This window comes from Laspinema sp. D2d, from assembly GCF_025370755.1.
In the GTDB taxonomy this organism is placed as follows: domain Bacteria; phylum Cyanobacteriota; class Cyanobacteriia; order Cyanobacteriales; family Laspinemataceae; genus Laspinema.
Genome location: NZ_JAMXFC010000033.1, coordinates 1 through 22,676, shown reverse-complemented (window position 1 = coordinate 22,676; position 22,676 = coordinate 1). Strand labels below are relative to the sequence as shown.

General features: G+C 47.1%; 17 protein-coding genes. 15 read left to right on the top strand and 2 right to left on the bottom strand.

The features are described from left to right. Positions 1-339 precede the first annotated feature (339 nt). Together NG796_RS19715 and NG796_RS19710 are read left to right on the top strand one after the other, a co-directional pair. Positions 340-1,035 (top strand): MBL fold metallo-hydrolase, encoded by a 696-nt coding sequence (locus NG796_RS19715; RefSeq protein ID WP_261208626.1) that lies wholly within the window; start codon positions 340-342, stop codon positions 1,033-1,035. An 88-nt stretch (positions 1,036-1,123) separates the two neighbouring features. Continuing rightward, positions 1,124-2,836 (top strand): SulP family inorganic anion transporter, encoded by a 1,713-nt coding sequence (locus NG796_RS19710; protein WP_261208623.1) that lies wholly within the window; start codon positions 1,124-1,126, stop codon positions 2,834-2,836. 88 nt (positions 2,837-2,924) lie between these two features. Here NG796_RS19710 and NG796_RS19705 read toward each other — a convergent pair whose 3' ends face one another. Both NG796_RS19705 and NG796_RS19700 read right to left on the bottom strand, forming a co-directional pair. Beyond that, positions 2,925-3,878, bottom strand: a complete 954-nt coding sequence (locus NG796_RS19705; RefSeq protein WP_261208622.1) for a formylglycine-generating enzyme family protein — start codon at positions 3,876-3,878, stop codon at positions 2,925-2,927. A 403-nt stretch (positions 3,879-4,281) separates the two neighbouring features. Next, positions 4,282-4,941 (bottom strand): carbonic anhydrase, encoded by a 660-nt coding sequence (locus NG796_RS19700; RefSeq protein ID WP_261208621.1) that lies wholly within the window; start codon positions 4,939-4,941, stop codon positions 4,282-4,284. Positions 4,942-5,248: 307 nt separating this feature from the next. On the opposite strand from NG796_RS19700, the gene hypE reads away from it, so the two are divergent. The 13 genes from hypE to NG796_RS19635 all read left to right on the top strand — a co-directional run bounded on the left by hypE (position 5,249) and on the right by NG796_RS19635 (position 22,511). Then, a complete protein-coding gene (hypE, locus tag NG796_RS19695) occupies positions 5,249-6,295 on the top strand; it encodes a hydrogenase expression/formation protein HypE (RefSeq protein WP_261208704.1) in 1,047 nt (348 codons plus the stop codon). Positions 6,296-7,042: 747 nt separating this feature from the next. Further along, positions 7,043-7,588 (top strand): bidirectional hydrogenase complex protein HoxE, encoded by a 546-nt coding sequence (gene hoxE, locus NG796_RS19690; protein WP_261208620.1) that lies wholly within the window; start codon positions 7,043-7,045, stop codon positions 7,586-7,588. Positions 7,589-7,679: 91 nt separating this feature from the next. Beyond that, positions 7,680-9,314, top strand: coding sequence for a NuoF family protein (locus tag NG796_RS19685; protein ID WP_261208619.1), 1,635 nt, complete (start codon positions 7,680-7,682; stop codon positions 9,312-9,314). 67 nt (positions 9,315-9,381) lie between these two features. After that, entirely contained in the window at positions 9,382-10,098 is a 717-nt protein-coding gene (hoxU, locus tag NG796_RS19680) for a bidirectional hydrogenase complex protein HoxU (RefSeq protein ID WP_261208618.1), read from the top strand. Next, on the top strand, positions 10,086-10,634 hold the full coding sequence (locus tag NG796_RS19675) for an oxidoreductase (protein WP_261208617.1): 549 nt from the start codon (positions 10,086-10,088) through the stop codon (positions 10,632-10,634). Before hoxU ends, NG796_RS19675 begins: the two co-directional genes overlap by 13 nt. A gap of 78 nt (positions 10,635-10,712) precedes the next feature. Then, positions 10,713-12,137, top strand: a complete 1,425-nt coding sequence (locus NG796_RS19670) for a Ni/Fe hydrogenase subunit alpha (RefSeq protein ID WP_261208615.1) — start codon at positions 10,713-10,715, stop codon at positions 12,135-12,137. Between the two features lie 517 nt (positions 12,138-12,654). Next, the gene (locus NG796_RS19665) at positions 12,655-13,191 is read left to right on the top strand and encodes a hydrogenase maturation protease (RefSeq protein WP_261208613.1); all 537 of its coding nucleotides are present in this window, start codon (positions 12,655-12,657) and stop codon (positions 13,189-13,191) included. Continuing rightward, positions 13,173-13,514 carry a hydrogenase maturation nickel metallochaperone HypA gene (gene hypA / locus NG796_RS19660; protein ID WP_261208612.1) on the top strand — a complete coding sequence of 114 codons (342 nt, stop codon included), beginning with the start codon at positions 13,173-13,175 and terminating at the stop codon, positions 13,512-13,514. Before NG796_RS19665 ends, hypA begins: the two co-directional genes overlap by 19 nt. A 3-nt stretch (positions 13,515-13,517) precedes the next feature. After that, positions 13,518-14,327 carry a hydrogenase nickel incorporation protein HypB gene (gene hypB / locus NG796_RS19655; RefSeq protein WP_261208609.1) on the top strand — a complete coding sequence of 270 codons (810 nt, stop codon included), beginning with the start codon at positions 13,518-13,520 and terminating at the stop codon, positions 14,325-14,327. Between the two features lie 88 nt (positions 14,328-14,415). Beyond that, complete coding sequence (gene hypF / locus NG796_RS19650) at positions 14,416-16,749, top strand: carbamoyltransferase HypF (RefSeq protein WP_261208608.1); 2,334 nt, start codon at positions 14,416-14,418, stop codon at positions 16,747-16,749. A gap of 6 nt (positions 16,750-16,755) precedes the next feature. Next, positions 16,756-16,995: a HypC/HybG/HupF family hydrogenase formation chaperone gene (locus NG796_RS19645; RefSeq protein ID WP_261208606.1), complete on the top strand. Its 240-nt coding sequence runs from the start codon at positions 16,756-16,758 to the stop codon at positions 16,993-16,995. Positions 16,996-17,556: 561 nt separating this feature from the next. Continuing rightward, on the top strand, positions 17,557-21,138 hold the full coding sequence (gene nifJ, locus NG796_RS19640; protein ID WP_261208604.1) for a pyruvate:ferredoxin (flavodoxin) oxidoreductase: 3,582 nt from the start codon (positions 17,557-17,559) through the stop codon (positions 21,136-21,138). A 347-nt stretch (positions 21,139-21,485) separates the two neighbouring features. After that, positions 21,486-22,511, top strand: coding sequence for a dihydroorotate dehydrogenase-like protein (locus NG796_RS19635; protein WP_261208602.1), 1,026 nt, complete (start codon positions 21,486-21,488; stop codon positions 22,509-22,511). Positions 22,512-22,676: the final 165 nt, after the last annotated feature.

Genomic DNA, 22,676 nt, shown 5'->3' with positions numbered 1-22,676 from the left:
CTTAGGGGATTAATTTAATTTAGGTTAGGTATAGACAACACTGGGATGTCATGAACGGTGGAAAGATTTAGAACATTTAGTGAAATTAATCTATTTCGGGGAGGGGGTTAGAGGATCTGGGCTGTTTGAGTAGATTTACTCAACAGTTGTCAATTTCAGTTTATTCCATTACTATATAGTAGTACATCCATAAATGTCAAGTTGTCTGGATATGCTCACCGTAGAGGCTACCCATCGGACCCCAGGAGAAAAGGCGATCGCCGCTTAAGGGGACTGATAGACTCGGTTCCAGGCAACGGTACAAGTGGAAAATTGCTAACGGATCAGGAGAAACGACCTATGCTATTCCGCCAACTCTATGATAATGAAACCAGTACATATACTTATTTAATTGCTGACGAAACGACCCAAGAAGCGGTGTTAGTGGATCCTGTGATTGAGCAGGTTGAGCGTGATTTGCAATTGCTGCAAGAGTTGGGATTAACCTTGCGCTATTGCTTGGAAACCCATATTCATGCGGATCACATCACGGGTACGGGAGAGTTGCGATCGCGTACCAAGTGTCAGGGAGTCGTCCCAGATAAAGCCAATGCCGCCTGTGCCGATCTCTTTATCAAAGATGGGGAAATTTTACAGGTTGGAGACATCGAAATTAAAACGATCGCCACCTTGGGACATACCGATAGCCATAATGCTTATCTCGTCAATGGCGATCGCATTTTAACCGGAGACTCCCTACTCATTCGCGGATGCGGACGCACTGACTTTCAAAGTGGAGATGCGGGGTCTTTGTATGATTGTGTTACTCAAAAACTGTTCACATTACCCGATCAAACCTTAGTCTATCCAGGTCATGACTATAAAGGTCGAACCGTCTCCACCATTGGCGAAGAAAAAACCTATAATCCCCGGTTTGTTGGTAAAAATCGGGAGAGTTTTATTCACCAAATGAATAACCTAAATTTGCCCGACCCCAAGAAAATTGCTGAAGCAGTTCCAGCTAATGAACGTTGTGGTAAACAATCGGTCGCCTAACCACAATTTGACTACTTTATCTCAGGAATCCTTCCAACTCGATTCAGGCTAACTTAAGTCTCTTTGACCCCTGTTATTGGTGAATGTCATGAAACATTATCTTCCCGTTTTAACTTGGGGATTAAAATATCGGCGTGAGTATTTAGTCGGAGATATTACCGCTGGGATTATTGTTGCCAGCTTGCTGATTCCTCAAGGGATGGCTTATGCCATGCTGGCGGGATTACCCCCAGAAGTGGGGTTATATGCCAGTATTTTACCCCTGATTGTTTATGCTTGCTTAGGAACGAGTAACAACCTCTCCGTTGCGCCTGTTGCGGTAGATTCTTTAATGGTTGCCGCTGCCGTTAGCACCTTCGGTGCGGAAAATACGGCTGAATATTTAAGATTAGCCTTAACCCTGGCTTTTTTAGTGGGAATCATCGAAATTCTAATGGGAGTCTTTCGCCTTGGATTTTTGGTTAATTTCCTCAGTCAGTCGGTGATTTCGGGATTTATTAGTGCAGCGGCTATTTTAATAGGAGTCAGCCAACTTAAACATTTATTGGGGGTAAAAATCCCCCAAACTGAGTCTTTTTTGCAACTGGTTTATTATTTAGCTACAGAACTGGGAAATACCAACGGAGTTACCTTGATTTTAGGGTTAACGGCTTTGGGTATTTTAATCTTTTTTAACCAAAAAATTAAGGATTATCTGAAACTATGGCGAGTCTCCGAAGCGGCTATCGTCCCGATTACCAAAAGTGCGCCCTTGCTGTTGGTGATTGTTAGTTCTCTCTTGGTTTGGGGATTGAAATTAAATGAAATTGCTGGAGTTAAAGTGGTAGGAACGATTCCTCAAGGATTGCCACCGATTTCCCTCCCAGTTTTGAATGGGACAACCCTAGAACAATTATTTCCGGCTGCTTTAGCGATTAGCTTTGTGGGATTTATGGAAGCCTTTGCGGTGGGGAGTTTTTTAGGCAGTAAAAAACGCCAAAAACTGGATGCAAACCAGGAATTAATTGCATTAGGTGCAGCGAATGCTAGTGCTGCTTTCACCGGAGGATATCCGGTTACCGGGGGATTGAGTCGGTCCGTGGTGAATTTTGCGGCAGGTGCAAATACGGGATTGGCATCGATTATTACGGCGACTGTGATTGCGATTACGGTGATGTTTTTAACGCCCTTATTTTATTTTTTACCGCAAACCATTTTAGCCGCTATTATTTTAATAGCGGTGGCAAATTTGTTAGATTTTGGAACCTTAAAACGACTGTGGGAATATGATAAAGGAGATGCGATCGCCTGGTGTGCTGCCTTTATTTCGGTCCTTGTCACCAGCGTAGAAACTGGGATTCTGATCGGGGCTGCTATTTCTTTGGCCCTCCATTTATGGCGCACCAGCAAACCCCATATTGCGATCGTTGGACGAATTGGAGAAACCGAACATTTTCGCAATAGAGAGCGATATCCGGTCAAAACCTGTTCTCATATTTTAGCTATTCGGATTGATGAAAGTCTATATTTTGCAAATGCTAAATACTTACAAGCTTACGTGCAAAATGCTCTTGTAAATCATCCTGAAGTCAAGCATTTGGTTTTAATTTGTAGTGCTATTAATGTGATTGATGGCAGTGGATTAGAAACTTTAAAAAGCTTAATTGAAGACTTGAAAAGCATCGGCATAGACTTTTATCTAGCCGAAGTAAAAGGGCCGGTTTTGGATAAACTTAAAAAAATTGGATTTACCGAATTCATTGGCAGTGATCGCATATTTCTAACCACGGATATCGCCATGAAAACCTTAGAATGCCGCTAAACCAAAAGTAACTACAGATTACAGAGATTTTCACGGGTAAATTTCTGTGAAAATCTCTGTAATCTGTGGTTACTTACAACAGAAGCTTTCAAGAAAGGGCAATCCGAAAACCTGCGATCGCTTCCCGAGAATCGGGTTCTTTGCCAAACCGTTGCGCTGCGCGAGAATACCAAGGTAAATCATGCCAGGACCCGCCGCGCAGCATCCGAAATTCCGGATTTCCACCGAGTTCCCAGGCACTGCCATCCGTCGGCGCACCCTCGTAGTTATCATGCCATAAATCCTGACACCATTCCCACAGATTCCCATGCATATCGACTAATCCAAACCCATTCGCGGGAAACCTGTCAATCGGGGTCGTTTGATGGGGATGAATTCCCATCAAGACTTCATCATAATTCCCTAAATCTGGGGTGATTTTTTTACCAAAATAAAACGGCGTCGTGCTTTTGGCGCGGCAGGCATATTCCCATTCCGCTTCTGACGGCAGACGATATCCCCGTCCGGTTTTTTGCGCCAGTCGGTGACAAAATTCTACTGCATCATGCCAGGAGACATTTTCTACAGGTAAATTGTCTTGCTGCCAAGTGGAAGGATTGGTTCCCATCACTGCTTGCCACTGTGCTTGAGTGATAGAAGATTGACTTAAAAAAAAGTCCGGCAAAGTCACGAAGTGTTCAGGACCTTCACTGTCATATCGTTCTAATTCTGTAGGAGGAGAACCCATCAAAAAAGTCCCCCCAGGAATCTGAACTAAATTAACCCCCAAACCCTTGCCTAAAGGTTCTTGAAAATATGGGGCTTCTTTGCAGACTTTTTGGATGATTTCTCCCCTTTCATTTACCGTAACCGTGTTAAATTTCAAAGGAGAAAGTTGAGGGAGTGGTTGCCCTTGTGCTTGCGCTATTTTCCCCCCAAAATGGGGACCGCCTAAAGCGGCTAAAAAGCCGATACTGGATAACCCCCCTAATTTCAAGAAGTGACGGCGAGTCAAGGGATGAGAGGGTTTTTTATGGGGATTGAGGATTGGGGATGGATGCATAGTGATTTAAGGGCGATCGCGTTAGGATTTTGAACCTCTACCCCTAGCAAAAGCCCCTTTGTCCCCGTCGGGTGAATCCCCAGAGAAAAAGAGACGATTGGACTGGGTAGGGTTACTGATCTAGCGAGTCTAAATCATGATAACCATTCATTTAGACACGCTATATCCATTATTTCACGGGATTTATTCCTCAACCCGATAAAATTCAGCACGTTGGGTAAAATTAGAGCCTAGAGGTAGAGTTTAAGGGCCAGAGACCTAAAACTGTGATTTTGGCCTCATTGGAGGCGTTGAGGGCAGAAATGTGGCGACTCATTCCCTTTCTCAACTCCAACCTCTATCGATTGATTTAGGGCGGGTTTCAACCGAGTCTAGTTGCGTTATTTTCTTCTTCTGATTGTGCTCACCCGATGGTGACTAAGGGCTTTTGAGAAGCAGGACAACTGGGGTAAAGATGCCACGCTTCCGTAGAAATATCTAAATCTTTAATTAAACCTGAATATAAATCCAGGACCCACCCATGCACTCGGGGGGCACGGTTTTCCCGCAAAGCATTCCGAACGATAGCAGTGTGGTAGAGATTTTTTACCTGAAATTTCACATTTAATTCAGCTAGGTAATTCAGTTTAGTGTCTCGGTTGGGTAAATTGTCTATTTCTTCTTTATTTTCCAGGTAAATTTCTCGAATGGGGGTAACCCAACTATCGACTAGACCCGATGTAGTTCCTTCGAGGGCGGCTTTAATCCCGCCACAACAATAATGGCCGCAAACAATAATATGAGCAACTTGCAAATGCTCGATCGCATATTCTAAGACCGAAAGGAAATTAATATCAGTTAAACAGACCTGATTGGCAATATTTCTGTGTACAAAAATCTCTCCCGGTTCTACTTGCATAAATTGAGTTAATGGCATCCGACTATCAGAACAGCCAATATAGAGATAAGGGGGTTTTTGTCCCCGGGCTAGATTTGTGAAATAGTTAGCGTTTTTTTGCTTCTGTTGCGCGGCCCAGCGTCGATTATTCTGTAAGATTTGTTCAATACTTTGATAGTCCATCATGGGTTCTACTCCTCAATAATAGGAAAAGGGTCTATTTAGTTTCAATCAGCCAGATAATGCTAGAGGTAAGAGGAGATAAAAAACTGTTAATTAGAATACGCTATGGTGTGGGAAAAGAGTTAACATAGATAAAAGTTTTGGGAAAAAGGCGCTAGGAAACAGGACGGCGCAGTTCCTTATCCCGATGGGAAGGGATAAAGATAGAGACGAGATTAGGGAAAAATTCCTAGGTTTGGGGATAGAAGAGGGGGTATTTGGGGCTCGGGTTGGGGGGTAGAATATCCTTTAGTTGATAGAAGCAGTCGCCATGATAGAAGATTTTACCCTAACCTGTCCGATTCCGATTTCTCAATATCCTCATGTGTTGTTAGCGCATGGGGGTGGGGGAACGTTAATGCGACAGTTGATTGAACGAATGTTTTTGCCGGTGTTTGGGACAGCAGATGGGACTCCGCATGATTCGGTGGTGTTGACGTTGCCGGGAAACAAGATTGCAATGACGACGGATTCTTATGTGATTCGTCCTCTCTTTTTTCCCGGTGGGGATATTGGTTCCTTGGCGGTTCATGGGACGGTGAATGATTTGGCGATGAGTGGTGCGCGTCCTTTGTATCTGACGGCAGGGTTTATTTTGGAGGAGGGGTTGCCAATGGAGACCCTGTGGCGGGTAGTCCAGTCGATGCAGGCGGCGGCACAGAGTGCGGGGGTACAAATTGTAACCGGGGATACCAAGGTGGTCGATCGCGGGAAGGGAGATGGGATTTTTATCAATACCGCAGGGGTGGGGATGATTGAACATTCCCTGGCGATCGCCCCGCAATCGGTGCGTGAGGGGGATGTTTTACTGATTAATGGGGATTTGGGACGACATGGGATTGCAATTATGGCAGTCCGTGAGGGATTGGAGTTTGAAACGACGATTGAGAGTGATTCAGTGGCGATCGCCTCCCTTGTCTTACAGTTACTAGATGCAGGTATCGAAATCCACTGTTTGCGTGATTTGACTCGCGGTGGGTTATCCAGTGCGTTAAATGAAATTGCCACATCGGCAGGGGTGGGGATTGCCATTGATGAACGGGCGATTCCCGTTCAAGAACAGGTTCGGGGCGCTTGTGAGATTTTGGGCTTTGACCCGCTATATGTAGCGAATGAGGGGCGATTTGTAGCGTTCGTTCCGGCACACTGTGCGGGTCGTGCTTTGGAGGTGATGAAATCTCATCCGCTGGGGGTGGATGCGGTGGCGATCGGGACGGTGACGGCGACGGGTCAGGGTTTGGTGACGTTGCAAAGTCAAATTGGTGCAAGTCGAATTCTGGATATGCTGAGTGGAGAACAGTTGCCTCGGATTTGTTAACCCGGGAGGGGGTATAACAATTTAAGTCGTTACCACGAACATCTCCCCCATCCTCCCTATCCTCCCCATCCCCCAATTCTCCCTATCTCCCCCCTCCTCCTATTTCGCAATTGTTAAATTAATTTAAAGAGTAAATTTCCGTAACTTTAGCAACGGTTTTATTGTGAAAATACCCCGAATCGGTTCGGGTAATTTCTGACTTAACCGGATGATTATGGCAAATCCCTTATTCTTAACTTTGGCAACTTTTTGATTGTTAAACTAAAGCGATCTCTATCGCAGGGAATAGACCCTCTGTCTCTCTATTCCCTGGGAACTAAAAATTATCAAAATTTGCAGATTTTTTAAATTTAACATTCTCTTAAGAAGTTGATAAGGATTACCGCTTTATAGATGAAATTAGCGGTAAACTACAAGACTAAAGCGGGTTAAGCCGGTTAAGCTTGACCCGAATTTTTTAGGGTTATGGAAGAATTCTTAAGAGGTTTAAAATTATTTCTAGTTTCTCTATTTTCTATGATACCCTCAACAGCTTGGATTAAACTGATTTCCCGCCCAGTCTTAAAAAAACATTACAAAAATTTATAGAATGAATGAAAATGTTTTAAAGTTAAGCGGTAGAGTAGAGAAAGAACAAGGGGAGGTTAGAGTCAAGGGGTTAGGTCCCGTCCTGACTAACGGGAGAGTTAAGGGAGGAAAGAACGGTTCAGTGCCAGGAGATAACGGTTTAGAGTAAGGATATAAGCTATGCAATCAACTGCGGCAAAAAGCGACGATCAACAAGAGAAATCCGCCCCGAAGGAAAAAAAAGCAGCAACTGAACATCCGAGTGGGGATAAGCGCTTTAAGGTACTGGATATCACGATGAAGCGGAACCAGTATCGGCAAGATGCGCTGATTGAGGTACTCCATAAAGCTCAGGAAGCGTTTGGTTATCTGGAAGAAGATGTATTAGTATATGTAGCGCGAAATCTCAAGCTGCCTTTAAGTCGGGTTTACGGGGTTGCAACATTTTACCACTTGTTCTCCCTGAAACCCAGTGGCGCACATACCTGTGTAGTCTGCTTGGGAACGGCCTGCTATGTGAAGGGAGGGGGTGAGGTACTCGCTTCCCTGGAGAAACAGGCGGGGATTCAGCAAGGAGAAACCACGGCAGATGGTGAGGTTTCCCTGATCACGGCCCGGTGTGTGGGGGCCTGTGGAATTGCGCCGGTGGTGGTGTATGACGGCACTGTCGCTGGGAAACAGACTTCGGAACAAGCACTCGATCATATTAAAGGATGGATCAAGTAGGGTGAGATTGGTAGTGGCAAGGAGAAGGTTTCACCCATTGACCCAGACAACCGCCCTCCTTGATTGGAAGAAAGCGAGAGGTTAGAACACTATGGATTTAGCGGAACTTAGGGAGATTGGAGAGAAGGAACGGACGGCCCAGAAACCAGTCCGGGTACATTGTTGTACCTCCACAGGATGTCAGGCGGCGAACTCCCTTGGCGTCAAGAAGAATTTAGAAAATACCTGTAAAGAGAAGAAGATGGGCGATCGCGTCCAAGTGGTGGGCGTCGGTTGTATGGGATTTTGCGGGCGGGGACCGTTGGTCCAAATTGAGGCCCAAAATAAGCTATATGAAGAAGTGACCCCGGAAGATGCCGCCAGCATTATTGAGGCGATCGATGGGGGGACGGCCAGTGCAGTGGAAGGAGACCCCGAACATCCATTTTTTGCGCGGCAGATGCGGATTGTGCGCGAAACCAGTGGAAAAATCGACCCGGAACGGATTGAGGAATATATTGCCGTTGGGGGATATGAACCCCTGTATAAAGCCATTCATGACCTTACTCCCTCGGAAACCGTTGATGAAGTGAGTAAGAGTGGTTTGCGGGGACGGGGTGGCGGTGGATATCCGACAGGGTTGAAATGGGCAACGGTGGCGAAAATGCCCGGACAGCAGAAGTATGTGATCTGCAATGCGGATGAAGGCGACCCCGGTGCATTTATGGATCGGTCGGTGTTGGAAAGTGACCCCCATCGGGTCTTAGAAGGGATGGCGATCGCCGCTTATGCGATCGGGGCCAGTGAGGGATATATTTATGTGCGGGCAGAATATCCCCTGGCGATCGAACGGTTGCAAAAGGCAATTAAACAAGCGAAAAAATACGGAATTCTCGGTAGTCAGATTTTTGATTCCCCGTTTGACTTTAAAATCGAGATTAGAATTGGGGCCGGGGCCTTTGTTTGCGGGGAAGAAACCGCGTTAATTCAGTCCATTGAAGGGGGACGAGGCAATCCCCGCCCGCGCCCGCCCTATCCCGCCCAAGAAGGACTCTGGAAATCGCCGACGTTAATTAATAACGTGGAAACCTTTGCCAATATTCCGGCGATTATCCGAGAAGGCGGCGCGTGGTATGCGGGAATTGGGACCGAAAAGAGTAAAGGAACAAAAGTCTTTGCCCTTACGGGTCAGATTCGGAACAATGGACTGATAGAAGTCCCGATGGGGATTACCCTGCGTGAGATTGTCGAAGAAATGGGCGGCGGCGTTCCTAATGGCAAAGTCAAAGCGGTACAAACTGGCGGACCTTCTGGGGGTTGTATTCCTGAATCGATGTTAGATACATCAGTGGATTACGATTCCTTGGTCAAAATTGGGTCAATGATGGGTTCAGGGGGCATGGTGGTGATGGATGAAAAGACCAGCATGGTTGAAGTTGCCCGATTTTATATGGAGTTCTGCCGGGATGAATCCTGCGGGAAATGTATTCCCTGTCGGGCGGGGACTGTGCAGATGTATCAAATGCTGACCAAAATCTTGAATAAAGAAGCGACGCTTCAGGATATTCAAAACCTGGAACAACTGTGTGACATGGTAAAAAATACCAGTTTGTGCGGGTTAGGCATGACGGCCCCGAACCCGGTGATGAGTACCTTGCGTTACTTCCGAGAGGAATATTTAGCCCTGTTGAAAGACAGTCCGAATGGGAAAGTTCCGGCAGGGACAGCGGCATCGGTCGCCCCATAGGGGAGGAAGGGGCAATGACCCAGTTGCCCCGATCGCAGCTTATCGATCTAACACAGAGAGAAAAGATATGTCAGTCGTTACCTTAAAAATTAATGGAGTTGACCTCGCGATCGAAGAGGGGACAACCATTCTGGATGCCTCAAAGGAAGCGGGGGTTAGGATTCCCACCCTCTGTCATCTCAACGGCGTCAGCGATGTGGGCGCTTGTCGGTTGTGCCTGGTGGAAATTGCCGGGGTGAATAAAATGCTGCCGTCTTGTGTAACTCAAGTGGCAGAAGGCATGGATATCACCACCGATAGCGATCGCCTGCAAGAATATCGGCGAATGATTGTGGAAATGCTATTTTCTGAAGGCAATCACGTTTGTGCGGTTTGTGTCGCCAATGAAAACTGTGAACTGCAAGATTTAGCGATCGAAGTAGGCATGGATCACAGTCGATTCCCCTATCGTTTCCCCGATCGCGAAATTGATATTTCCCATAAACAATTCGGCATCGATCATAACCGTTGCATCCTCTGTACAAGATGTGTGCGAGTCTGTGACGAAATCGAAGGGGCTCATGTTTGGGACGTCGCTTATCGCGGAGTTGCCGCCAAAGTGGTTACCGGATTAAATCAACCTTGGGGAAGCGTTGATGCCTGTACCAGTTGTGGCAAATGTGTCGAAGCTTGTCCCACGGGTTCTATTTTCCGCAAGGGTTCTACCGTTGCCGAAATGACTCGCGATCGCAGCAAATTAGAATTTATCGTGAATGCCAGGGAGAACAAACAATGGACAAGATAAAACTCGCGACCATTTGGTTAGGTGGATGTTCCGGTTGCCATATGTCCTTTCTGGACCTAGACGAATGGTTAATTGAACTCGCCGCGAAAGTTGATGTCGTCTTCAGTCCCGTGGGTTCTGATATTAAAGAATATCCCGAAAATGTCGATGTTTGCCTCGTAGAAGGGGCCGTCGCCAATGAGGAAAATATGGAACTTCTCATTGAAGCTAGAAAGCGCACCAAATTCCTAATTTCTTTCGGAGATTGCGCCGTCACCGCCAACGTTCCGGGGATGCGAAATATGTTAGGAAAAGCGGAACCCGTCCTCAAACGTTGCTACCTAGAATTAAGCGACGAAACCCGCCAACTTCCCCATTTTCCTGGCATCGTCCCCGAACTCCTCGATCGCGTTCGTCCCGTTCATGAAGTCGTCGATGTCGATCTGTTTATGCCCGGTTGTCCCCCTTCTGCCCAACGCATTCTAGCAACCGTCGAACCCCTTCTCCGGGGTGAATTACCCGTGATGAAAGGGCGGCCCATGATTAAATTCGGATAACCCAACTCACAGCGGAGAGAGACCCTCTATCCCCTCTCTCCCCTCTGTGAAAATCAGTGAAATCAGTGGTTAAATTATATGTCTAAAACAATTGTCATTGATCCAGTCACCCGTATCGAAGGTCATGCTAAAATCTCTGTCTTTTTAGACGATGCTGGAGAAGTGGAAAATGCCCGCTTTCACGTCGTCGAATTTCGCGGATTTGAGAAGTTCTGCGAAGGTCGTCCCATGTGGGAAATGGCCGGAATTACCGCTAGGATTTGCGGAATTTGTCCCGTTTCCCATCTCCTCGCCTCAGCGAAAACAGGGGATAAAATTCAAGCGGTCAAAATTCCTCCTGCCGGGGAAAAATTGCGCCGCATGATGAATTTGGCCCAGATTACTCAGTCTCATGCCTTGAGTTTCTTCCATTTGAGTAGTCCGGATTTTCTGTTAGGATGGGATAGCGATCCAGCGAAACGAAATGTCTTCGGATTGATTGCCGCAGACCCGGAGTTAGCGAGAAGTGGAATTCGCTTACGGCAATTTGGACAAAAGATTATTGAACTGTTAGGGGCGAAAAAGATTCATCCCTCTTGGGCAGTTCCTGGCGGGGTGCGATCGCCCTTATCCGAAGAAAGTTGCACCTGGATTCGCGATCGCCTCCCTGAATCGCGCCAAACCATCGAAACCGCCCTCGGTCTATTTAAAACCCTCCTCGACCGCTTTTCTACCGAAGTCGAAACCTTTGGTAAATTCCCCTCCTTATTTATGGGATTAGTAGGAAAAGATGGACTTTGGGAACATTATGATGGCAAGATTCGGTTTACCGATAGTGATGGTAATATTGTCGCTGACAATCTCAGTGAAGATGACTATGAATCTTACCTCGGTGAAGCCGTTGAACCCTGGTCTTATCTGAAATTTCCCTATTATAAACCCTTGGGATATCCTAACGGAATTTATCGCGTTGGACCCTTGGCGAGATTGAATATCTGTAGTCGGATGGGAACCGACGCAGCGGATAGAGAGTTACAAGAATTTCGCGATCGGGCCGGTGGTGTTGCCACCTCTTCTTTCTATTATCATTATGCCAGATTAATCGAAATTCTCTGTGCCATTGAATATATCGAACAATTGGTCAATGATCCAGATATTGTTTCCCCTCGAACTCGTGCAACTGCGGGGATTAACAACCTAGAAGGGATTGGCGTCAGCGAAGCCCCACGCGGGACATTATTCCATCATTATAAAGTGGATGAAAACGGGTTAATTAAGAAAGTTAACCTAATCATTGCTACAGGACAAAATAACCTAGCAATGAACAAAACAGTCACCCAAATTGCCCAACATTTCATTCATGGCAATGACATTCAAGAAGGTCTCTTAAACCGAGTTGAAGCAGGAATTCGCGCTTTTGACCCTTGCCTGAGTTGTTCCACCCATGCAGCAGGCCAAATGCCATTGCATCTGGAATTAATTGATGCCAAAGGGACTGTTATCAATGAGATCTATCGGCATTAAGCAATACCCAAAAAAGCCCCCCTTCTTAAGGGGGGTTGGGGGGATCCATTAGCAAGGGAACTGAGTGAACCCACCTCTATAAAATGGTCAACAACAATCTCAATTTTTGACCCTGTAGGGGTTTCAGTCTGTCACCTGGGTTTTTAAAAGCCGGATTAGGTCCAACTCGGGGAAGAGATAACCGAAACTGGAGACATCATGACCAAAGAAAATCTCTATTTAGGTATGGGTTCTGCTTGTCATCAACTAGGAGTTTATGAAGTATTACCCCAACTTCAATCGTTGATTAGTAGGTATAAACTAAAGGACACACTCTAACTGAAAAGGTAGTTTTACTTAGAGATTAACTAGGTGAAAATTGTCATAAAATTAAAAAAAAGTAATGAATTTATCAGAATCCTTGGCTACCCTAAAATATTTCTACTCGCCGCAGTTTAGTGGAGGAAATTGTTAAGTTCTTGCGGGACAAACAGAAAGAAATTACGTTAGAATAGTGTTAGAGAATCAAATTAAGAAAATGCTGCTAATTCCACAGGAGTCCCCGGCAATTCTGGCGATCGGATATGGAAATGACCTGCGTCGCGATGACGGCGTAGGACAACGAGTAGCGGAGGAAGTGGCATCCTGGAGACTACCGAAGGTGCGATCGCTATCAGAACACCAACTCACCCCAGAATTGGCCGAACCTCTCTCTGAGGTAGACTTGGCAATCTTTATCGATGCCTATCCCGCCACGGCAGAACAAGGACTACAAGTGGTCAAACTCGACGGCGATGACCCCATCTCTCCCCAGAGTTTAGGTCATAGTAGCGACCCTTCAACCCTGCTGATTCTCGCTAAAATCCTCTATGGGAAGTCACCCCAAGGGTGGTTAGTGGCAATTCCGGCGATGGATTTCGAGTTTGGGGATACATTTTCTACAGTGACTGAACGAGGAATGGCGGAGGCATTGGAGGCGATCGCGGAGTTGATTGAAACTGCCGTTAGAGATAGGGGAGATGGGGAGGATGGGGGAGATGGGGAAGGGAGGGGATTATGCATGAAGTTAGTTTGATGGAAAACACTTTGAATATTGCTTTAGATTGTGCTAAATCACAAAATGCCAGCAAAATTCATCGTCTAAAAATGCGAGTGGGTGACTTGTCTGGAGTGGTTCCCGATGCTTTAGAATTTGCCTTTGATGTTGTCACTCAAGGGACGATCGCAGAAGGGGCAAAATTTGAAATTGAACGAGTTGCCGTAGTCTGTCATTGTCCCTCCTGCGATCGCGACTTTCAACCTATTGATTTGTTTTATGAATGTCCCGATTGTCATCAACTCACCCATCAGATTCAAAGCGGACAAGAAATTGAGTTAACATCCTTGGAGGTTTCCTAACTAATGTGTACTAATTGCGGATGTAGCGTCGTCGGAGAAGTGGGAATCCATTCTCATAGTCATGACCATACTCATGATAACGGCCATACTCATAGTCATGACAATGGACATCACCATCATCATGATGATACCCATCAAACTATTGCTGTGGGTCAAGCCGTTTTAGCAAAAAATGACCGCCTTGCCGAACGAAATCGTGGGTATTTCATGGCTAAAAATTTGCTAGTTCTGAATGTACTTTCTTCTCCAGGTTCGGGGAAAACTGCCTTTTTAGAACGAACCATTCAGGATATCGGTAGTCGCATTCCCACCGGCATCATTGTTGGAGACCTAGAAACCGATAACGATGCCGTTCGCCTCAGTAATAGTGGGGCCGCAGCAGTTCAGATTACCACAGGAACTGTCTGTCATTTGGAATCAGATATGGTTTTGAAAGCGGCCCAACAGCTTAATTTAGATGCCTTAGATTTATTAGTGATTGAAAATGTAGGCAACTTGGTTTGTCCTGCTGCTTATGATTTAGGGGAAGATTTGCGAGTGGTGTTATTGTCGGTCACGGAAGGGGAAGATAAACCGTTGAAATATCCGACGATGTTTAAATCAGCCCAAGTGGTGATTATTAGTAAAGTTGACATTGCGGAAGCTGTAGAGTTTGACCGGGAGAAAGCATTGTCGAACATTAGGAAAATAGCCCCCCAAGCGGTAATTTTTGAAGTATCTTCGCGGAAAGGACAAGGGATGAGGGAGTGGTATCAGTATTTAGAACAGCAGTTAAAAAAGTCCCCAATTAGTCCGGTTTCAGGCGTTCGCTGATGTTTGTAGTAACGTCTTGCTGTTGTTAGTCTTCTTAATTAATAACTCTAAAATGCCTGAAGGCGTTACTACAAGGTTGGGAGTATTTATGAATTTATTATTAAACCCTATTATTTTAAAGTCCAACTTATCTCGCCTCTCGATCACCGTTCGAGGGGCGGTACAGGGTGTGGGATTTCGTCCCTTTATTTATCGACTTGCTACGGAACTGAAACTGAACGGATGGGTGAATAATTCCGCCCAAGGGGTGTTTATTGAAGTAGAAGGGACTCAGGAACAATTAGAAACGTTTTTGCTGCGATTGGAACGGGAAAAACCTACTATTTCCTTTATTCAATCCCTGGAATTTTCTTGGGTAGAACCTGTGGGGTTTACTAACTTTGAAATTCGGCCCAGTGTCGCCGGGGAAAAAACGGCGGTGGTGTTGCCGGATATTGCCACTTGTCCCGATTGTTTGCAGGAGATTTTTGACCCCCAGAATCGCCGCTATCGTTATCCCTTTACCAATTGCACCAACTGCGGTCCTCGCTATACGATTATTCGGGAATTACCTTACGATCGCGCCAATACGTCGATGCAAGGATTTCAAATGTGTCCCGACTGTCAGGCAGAATATGACAATCCCTTAAATCGGCGGTTTCATGCGCAACCGAATGCTTGTCCTAACTGTGGTCCACGGTTGGAATTTTGGAAAGGATGGGGGGAGATATTGGCAACGGGCGATCGCGCTTTAAAAGATGCCATTTCTACAGTGAATTGCGGTCAAATTTTGGCGGTTAAGGGATTAGGTGGATTTCATCTGATGGTTGATGCAGGGAACTCAGCAGCAGTCCGTCGTCTGCGGCGTTGTAAGCATCGGGAAGAAAAACCCTTTGCAGTCATGTATCCCTCATTGGAACAAGTTCGCCAAGAGTGTCAGGTAACGGCGATTGAGGAGAGACTGTTGCGATCGCCCGAATGTCCCATTGTCTTATTACGGCGGTTGTCGAACTCGTATAACCAAATCGCCCCAGAAGTGGCCCCGGATAATCCCTATTTGGGGGTGATGTTGCCGTACACACCCTTACATCATCTCCTGTTGGCCGAGTTGGGTAAACCTGTAGTAGCGACCAGTGGCAATCTCTCTGATGAACCGATTTGTATCGATGAATGGGAAGCGGCAGATCGCCTAAAAGACATTGCTGATGGATTTCTCATCCACAATCGCCCCATTGTTCGGGCGGTGGATGACTCGGTTGTGAGAGTCATTGCAGGGCGGGAAATGGTGATGCGGCGGGCCCGAGGGTATGCGCCTTTACCGATTTCCTTGAAGGGTACGCCGGATTCTCCCCCCCCTATTTTAGCAGTGGGTGCTCATTTGAAAAGTGCGATCGCCATTGGCCTATTCCCCCAAATTTTTGTGAGTCAGCATATCGGCGACTTAGAAACCCCTCAAGCATTTCAGGCATTTCAGGAGGCAACGGCCAGTTTACAGCAACTTTATGATACAACGCCGCAAGTTGTCGCCCGCGATGCCCATCCAGACTATCGATCCACCCGTTTTGCCGAGGGATTGGGATTGCCACAAATAGAGGTTCAGCATCATTATGCCCATGTTCTCGCTTGTATGGCAGAAAATCAACTGTTAGAGGAAACCGTCCTCGGAGTGGCCTGGGATGGGACGGGATATGGATTAGATGGGACAATTTGGGGCGGTGAGTTTCTGCGGGTTTCGCCCCAATCCTGGGACCGAGTGGCCCATTTTCGCACGTTTCCCCTGTTGGGAGGGGACAAGGCGGTGAAAGAACCTCGCCGGGTGGCGTTGGGGTTGTTATATAAAGTGTGGGGAAGTCGTCTGTTTACTTCCGAGGGAACTGAAAATTATCAGCATATCCTTGAGGCGTTTACCCCGATGGAGTTGACCCTGCTGCGGTCGATGTTAGAAAAACAAATTAATACTCCCCTTACCTCTAGTGTGGGACGGTTGTTTGATGGAGTGGCGGCGATCGCCGGGTTGAAATCGCAGATTAGTTTTGAAGGACAAGCAGCGATCGCCTTGGAATTTGCCCTAGAAGGTTGGACAACCGACGAGAGTTATCCCTTACCCATTCAGACGGGGGACGGGGTGGGAATCGCCGATTGGGAACCGACAATTTTAGCAATCTTAAGAGATGTAAGCGATCGCGTCCCGAGGGGAATTATTTCGGCTAAATTTCATAATACCTTAGTTGAGGTTATCCTCGCCCTTGCCCAATTTGTGGGACAAGAAAGAATTGTCATGACGGGTGGTTGTTTTCAAAATGCTTATTTAACCGAACGGGCGATTAATAGGTTAAAATCAGAAGGGTTCCGCCCCTACTGGCATCAACGAATTCCTCCCAATGATGGGGGAATTGCCCTCGGACAAGTCATTGCAGCCTATCGAAATCTGACTCAGGAGTAATTTAGAATGTGTTTAGCAGTACCGGGCCAAATTATCAGCATTCATGAAAATGATGAACCGTTGTTGCGATCGGGCCGGGTCAGCTTTGGCGGCGTGGTCAAAACCGTCAATCTGGCCTACGTTCCCGAGGCAAAAGTGGGGGACTATGCGATCGTTCATGTCGGGTTTGCCTTGAGTATCATCGATGAGGGCGAAGCGGAAGAAACTTTAGATTATTTTAAACAAATCCAAGAAGTCTCCACCTGAATCCAGTGCATAGAAAACTTGACAAACCCGATACCCTGCAAGGAATCGGGATTTTTTGTCCCGTTATCCAAACCCCTTTTGATTTAACAAAAAATACCATACTTCACAAATTTAACTCTAAAATCTTAATAAAAATTCAACATTTTTTAGAAGGAATACCCCCTGTCCCCCCGGAAATTACTCAGAAAAAAAGGGCGCGGGAAACCGAGGAGCAAATTCCTAAAAAAAATCTCAAAACTCTCAGCTTTTAGGATGTTATAATAAAAAAGAAAAAACAGGCAAGGGTCGGTCTTGATGCAGATTAAACCTGAGTTAAGAAACATTACTGTTGCCAAACTAAAAAGTTATGGATCAGAAGAATTAAACAAATAAATGGTTGTTTAACTGGACCTCTCCAAGAAAAAATACTGAGAATTGCTTAGACAAAAGGAGAATGCTGAGATTCATCGGAGTTGCAGAAAAAGCAAACTAATTTCCGCCTGATTCCCTCCATTAATGACAGGGTTAATCTGGCACCAGGGCGCATAAAAACAAGAGAGTTGCTCTACAAAGGTTAAAAATATGAGTACGAGAACATTTGCTACCCTAGACGCTAACGAGGCAGTTGCCCGCGTTGCTTACAAATTAAATGAAGTGATTGCTATTTATCCCATTACCCCTGCCTCACCAATGGGAGAATGGGCGGATGCCTGGATGTCAGAAGGGCGTCCGAACCTCTGGGGCACGATTCCCTCGGTGGTAGAAATGCAAAGTGAGGCGGGGGCAGCGGGAACAGTACATGGTGCTTTGCAAACGGGTTCCCTAACGACAACGTTTACCGCGTCTCAGGGATTACTATTAATGATCCCCAATCTCTACAAAATTGCTGGGGAACTCACTTGTGCGGTCATTCATGTTGCCGCCCGATCGCTGGCAGCCCAGGCCCTTTCCATTTTTGGCGATCATAGTGATGTGATGGCGGTCCGTAGTACCGGATTTGCCCTGTTATGTTCCGCATCAGTCCAGGAAGCCCATGATTTCGCCTTAATTGCTCAATCGGCTACCTTGAAATCCCGCGTCCCCTTCATTCACTTCTTTGATGGGTTCCGCACCTCTCACGAAATCCAGAAAGTAGAACTGTTAGAGGATGAGGACCTGCGATCGCTGATTGATGATGAGGGAATCTTTGCCCATCGCGATCGCGCCTTAACCCCCGATCGCCCTGTCTTACGCGGTACTGCCCAAAACCCCGATGTCTATTTTCAAGCCCGAGAAACGGTCAACCCCTTCTATACCGACTGTTCTGACATCGTACAACAGGCAATGGACCAGTTTGGCGAACTCACCGGACGGAAGTATCAACTGTTCGAGTATCACGGTGCACCCGACCCCAGTCGCCTGATTATCTTAATGGGTTCCGGTTGCGAAACCGTTCATGAAACTGTCGATTACCTCAACGCCCAAGGGGAAAAAGTCGGTGTTTTAAAAGTGCGATTGTATCGTCCGTTGGATATGAAACGGCTGGTTGCAGCTATCCCGGAAACCGTCAAGGCGATCGCTGTTTTAGACCGCACAAAAGAACCGGGGGCCGGTGGTGACCCTTTATATCTGGATGTTGTCACCGCCATGCACGAAGAATGGGCGGGAGAAAGCTTACCGAAACTGGTGGGAGGACGCTATGGCTTATCCTCCAAGGAATTCACCCCGGCGATGGTGAAAGCTATCTTTGATAATCTTAGCCAAGCCAAACCCAAAAATCACTTTACCATCGGCATCAATGATGATGTTACTCACACCTCCCTAGATTACGATTCTAACTTCTCCACCGAACCGGACAACGTAGTTCGGGCAATGTTCTATGGATTGGGGGCCGATGGGACGGTGGGGGCGAACAAAAACTCCATTAAAATTATTGGGGAAGAAACAGACAATTATGCCCAAGGTTACTTTGTCTATGATTCCAAAAAATCTGGGGCGATTACTATTTCCCACCTACGATTTGGACCCGAACCGATTCGTTCCACCTACCTGATTGATCGGGCAAACTTTGTCGGCTGTCACCAGTGGATTTTCCTGGAAAAATTAGATGTTTTAAGTGCCGCCGCCCCCGGTGCAATATTCCTCTTAAATAGCCCCTATCCGGCGGAGGAAGTTTGGAATCAACTTCCATTAGAAACCCAAGAGCAAATCGTCCGCAAAGGCTTAAAAGTCTATACCATTGATGCCAACAAAGTGGCCCGGGATAGTGGCATGAGTGGACGGATTAACACCGTCATGCAGGTGTGTTTCTTCGCCTTAGCCGGAGTTCTACCTCGGGATGAAGCGATCGCCCAAATCAAGAAGGCGATCGAGAAAACCTACGGCAAAAAAGGCAAAGAAATCGTCCGAATGAATCTACAAGCCGTCGATAATACCTTGGCGAACCTGTTTGAAGTTCCTCTCGGACAAGCCAATAGTGATCTGCACAAACAACCTGCGGTGCCTGATTTAGCCCCCGCCTTTGTTCGCGAAGTCGAAGGCAAAATGCTCGTGAAAGAAGGGGAAGTTTTACCCGTGAGTGCCTTACCTTGTGATGGCACTTATCCCACCGCAACCTCCAAATGGGAAAAACGGAATATTGCTACAGAAATCCCCGTTTGGGACCCGGATGTCTGCGTTCAATGCGGCAAATGTATCATGGTTTGTCCCCATGCCGTCATTCGAGGAAAAGTTTACGAACCGGCAGAACTTGCCAATGCACCGGCTACCTTCAAGGCAACGGATACTAAAGATAAAGACTTTGCGGGAACTCAGTTTACCATTCAAGTCTCCCCGGAAGACTGTACCGGCTGTGGCATCTGCGTCGAAGTCTGTCCCGCCAAAAACAAATCCATGCCATCCCTGAAGGCGATTAACATGGAACCGCAGATTCCTCTACGGGAACCTGAACGGGAAAACTGGGAATTCTTCCTGAACTTACCCAACCCCGATCGCCGCACATTGCATCTCGATCGCATTCGTCAGCAACAACTCCAAGAACCCCTGTTCGAGTTCTCCGGCGCTTGTGCCGGATGTGGCGAAACCCCTTATCTGAAGTTAGTCTCCCAACTTTTTGGCGATCGCAGTGTCATCGCCAACGCCACCGGCTGTTCCTCCATCTATGGCGGCAACCTCCCTACCACCCCTTGGGCGCAAAACGCCGAAGGACGGGGACCAGCATGGTCTAATTCCCTATTTGAAGATAACGCTGAATTCGGCCTCGGATTCCGAGTTTCCATTGATAAACAAGCCCAATTCGCCGCCGAATTACTCCAAAAACTCAGCAGTGAGATTGGGGATAACCTGGTTACCGGCATTCTCAACGCTACTCAGAAAAACGAAGCCGACATCTGGGAACAACGCGATCGCGTGGCAGCCCTCAAAGAAAAATTACAAGGGATGAACTCCCCCGATGCCAAACAACTCGCCAGTTTAGCCGATTACCTCGTCAAAAAAGATGTGTGGATTATCGGCGGTGATGGTTGGGCGTATGACATCGGCTACGGTGGCTTAGATCACGTCATCGCCTCCGGACGAAACGTCAATATCCTCGTCCTAGATACAGAAGTCTACTCCAACACCGGAGGACAAGCCTCGAAAGCCACTCCCCGGGGGGCCGTCGCCAAATTCGCCGCCGGTGGCAAACCCGCCGCCAAGAAAGACCTCGGCTTAATTGCCATGACTTACGGGAATGTGTACGTCGCCAGCGTCGCAATGGGGGCGCGAGACGAACATACCCTCAAAGTCTTCCTAGAAGCCGAAGCGTATGACGGACCGTCCTTAATTATCGCCTATTCTCACTGTATCGCCCACGGCATCAACATGATGACTGCCATGAATCATCAAAAAGACATGGTAGAAGCGGGACGGTGGCTACTGTATCGCTATAATCCAGACTTGCTGGAACAAGGGAAGAATCCTCTCCAATTGGATATGCGATCGCCCAAGAAAGGGGTCGAATATTCCATGTACAACGAGAACCGATTCAAGATGTTGACCAAAACCAAACCCGCTGATGCCAAGAAGTTATTGGCAGAAGCCCAAAACGACATCAACACCCGTTGGCAGATGTATGAATATCTCGCGTCTCGTCAGGTTGAAACTCACAACGGGGAGGCTGCTGTTGGTGAGGTGACAAAAGCCTAGAGATCCGGAGACCCCACCCAACCCCTCCCCTTGCTAAGGGGAGGGCTCATCCAGTCCCGTCCCCTCCCCTTGTTAAGGGGAGGGTTAGGGTGGGGTTCTTCCCAGATACCCAGTGCCTGTGTCCCGCAGGCTAAAGCCTGGGACTACACAAACAAAGCCCGCCTGCGCGGGCTAAGGGGAAATACATCGGACTACTCCGGTCCCCTCCCCTTAGCAAGGGGAGGGTTAGGGTGGGGTTCTTCCCAAGAATATGACGAAGAAACGATATTTCACTCATCCCGGAAATAACGACTGAAGTCGTTACTAGGAACATTTTCTCTTTTCTTATTACAGGAGAACATAACATAATGGATCTGACTACAGAATATCTCGGTTTACAACTAAAATCTCCCTTAATGCCATCAGCAGCCGCACCTCTAACCGAAGATCTAGATAATATCAAACGGTTAGAAGATGCGGGGGCAGGGGCGATCGTGCTGCATAGTATCTTTGCTGAACAACTGAAAATCGAACAACACGAACTCCATTATCACACAATTTCCCATACCGAAAGCTTTGCCGAAGCCCTCACTTATTTCCCTGACCCGGATACCTATCATGTAGGACCGGAAACCTATCTTGAACATATCCGCCAAGCCAAAGAAAGTGTGGGAATTCCGATTATCGCCTCCTTGAATGGTTCTACCTTGGGCGATTGGGTCGATTATTCTAAACAAATCCAAGAAGCTGGGGCCGATGCTTTAGAGTTGAATATCTATAGTATCCCCACAGACCCTCACTTGACCGGGGCGCAAATTGAGGAGGATTATCTCTCTATTGTAGAAGCCGTTCGCGCCGATGTCACCATTCCCCTAGCGGTGAAACTTAGCCCATTTTTCACCAATTTAGCCAATATGGCGATGCGCCTGGATAAAGCGGGTGCTAATGGGTTAATTTTATTTAACCGCTTCATGCAGGCGGATATTTCCCCAGAGGAATTGGAAGTTTGGCCCCATGTCGTGTTAAGCAATCATCAGGAATCCCTTCTGCCAATGCGTTGGCTGGGATTACTCTATGGTCGCATCAATGCCGACCTAGCGGCAACCACAGGCATTCAAAAAGGACGAGATGCAGTGAAAATGTTGATGGTGGGGGCGAAAGTGACCCAAGTCTGTTCTCCCCTGTTGCGCCACGGCATCGGACATCTGCGGGAAATTGAACGGGAACTGGTGGAATGGCTAGAGGAACATGAATATCACTCCGTGAAACAGGCGATCGGGACCATGAGTCAGATGAATGTCGCCGATCGCAGTGCCTATGAACGGGCGCAATACATGAAAGTGATTCAAAGTTTCGATTACGATCAGGCGGTGGTTACTGCTTCGACTATCTAAGCAATTTTCTCCCCTGACTTATTTTTCCCAATGTCAGGAAATCCCCATTTGGCGGCAATGCCGCCTTTTTTTTGTGGGAGATGGGGGATGGGGAGATGGGGGAGATGGGGGAGATGGGGGAGATGGGGGAGATGGGGGAGATGGGGGAGATGGGGGAGATGGGGG

Excerpts from the sequence above, each read along its gene's own strand:
- NG796_RS19715 (WP_261208626.1), top strand. The coding sequence starts at position 340 with ATGCTATTCCGCCAACTCTATGATAATGAAACCAGTACATATACTTAT.
- NG796_RS19710 (WP_261208623.1), top strand. The coding sequence starts at position 1,124 with ATGAAACATTATCTTCCCGTTTTAACTTGGGGATTAAAATATCGGCGT.
- NG796_RS19705 (WP_261208622.1), bottom strand. The coding sequence starts at position 3,878 with ATGCATCCATCCCCAATCCTCAATCCCCATAAAAAACCCTCTCATCCC.
- NG796_RS19700 (WP_261208621.1), bottom strand. The coding sequence starts at position 4,941 with ATGATGGACTATCAAAGTATTGAACAAATCTTACAGAATAATCGACGC.
- hypE (WP_261208704.1), top strand. The coding sequence starts at position 5,249 with ATGATAGAAGATTTTACCCTAACCTGTCCGATTCCGATTTCTCAATAT.
- hoxE (WP_261208620.1), top strand. The coding sequence starts at position 7,043 with ATGCAATCAACTGCGGCAAAAAGCGACGATCAACAAGAGAAATCCGCC.
- NG796_RS19685 (WP_261208619.1), top strand. The coding sequence starts at position 7,680 with ATGGATTTAGCGGAACTTAGGGAGATTGGAGAGAAGGAACGGACGGCC.
- hoxU (WP_261208618.1), top strand. The coding sequence starts at position 9,382 with ATGTCAGTCGTTACCTTAAAAATTAATGGAGTTGACCTCGCGATCGAA.
- NG796_RS19675 (WP_261208617.1), top strand. The coding sequence starts at position 10,086 with ATGGACAAGATAAAACTCGCGACCATTTGGTTAGGTGGATGTTCCGGT.
- NG796_RS19670 (WP_261208615.1), top strand. The coding sequence starts at position 10,713 with ATGTCTAAAACAATTGTCATTGATCCAGTCACCCGTATCGAAGGTCAT.
- NG796_RS19665 (WP_261208613.1), top strand. The coding sequence starts at position 12,655 with ATGCTGCTAATTCCACAGGAGTCCCCGGCAATTCTGGCGATCGGATAT.
- hypA (WP_261208612.1), top strand. The coding sequence starts at position 13,173 with ATGCATGAAGTTAGTTTGATGGAAAACACTTTGAATATTGCTTTAGAT.
- hypB (WP_261208609.1), top strand. The coding sequence starts at position 13,518 with ATGTGTACTAATTGCGGATGTAGCGTCGTCGGAGAAGTGGGAATCCAT.
- hypF (WP_261208608.1), top strand. The coding sequence starts at position 14,416 with ATGAATTTATTATTAAACCCTATTATTTTAAAGTCCAACTTATCTCGC.
- NG796_RS19645 (WP_261208606.1), top strand. The coding sequence starts at position 16,756 with ATGTGTTTAGCAGTACCGGGCCAAATTATCAGCATTCATGAAAATGAT.
- nifJ (WP_261208604.1), top strand. The coding sequence starts at position 17,557 with ATGAGTACGAGAACATTTGCTACCCTAGACGCTAACGAGGCAGTTGCC.
- NG796_RS19635 (WP_261208602.1), top strand. The coding sequence starts at position 21,486 with ATGGATCTGACTACAGAATATCTCGGTTTACAACTAAAATCTCCCTTA.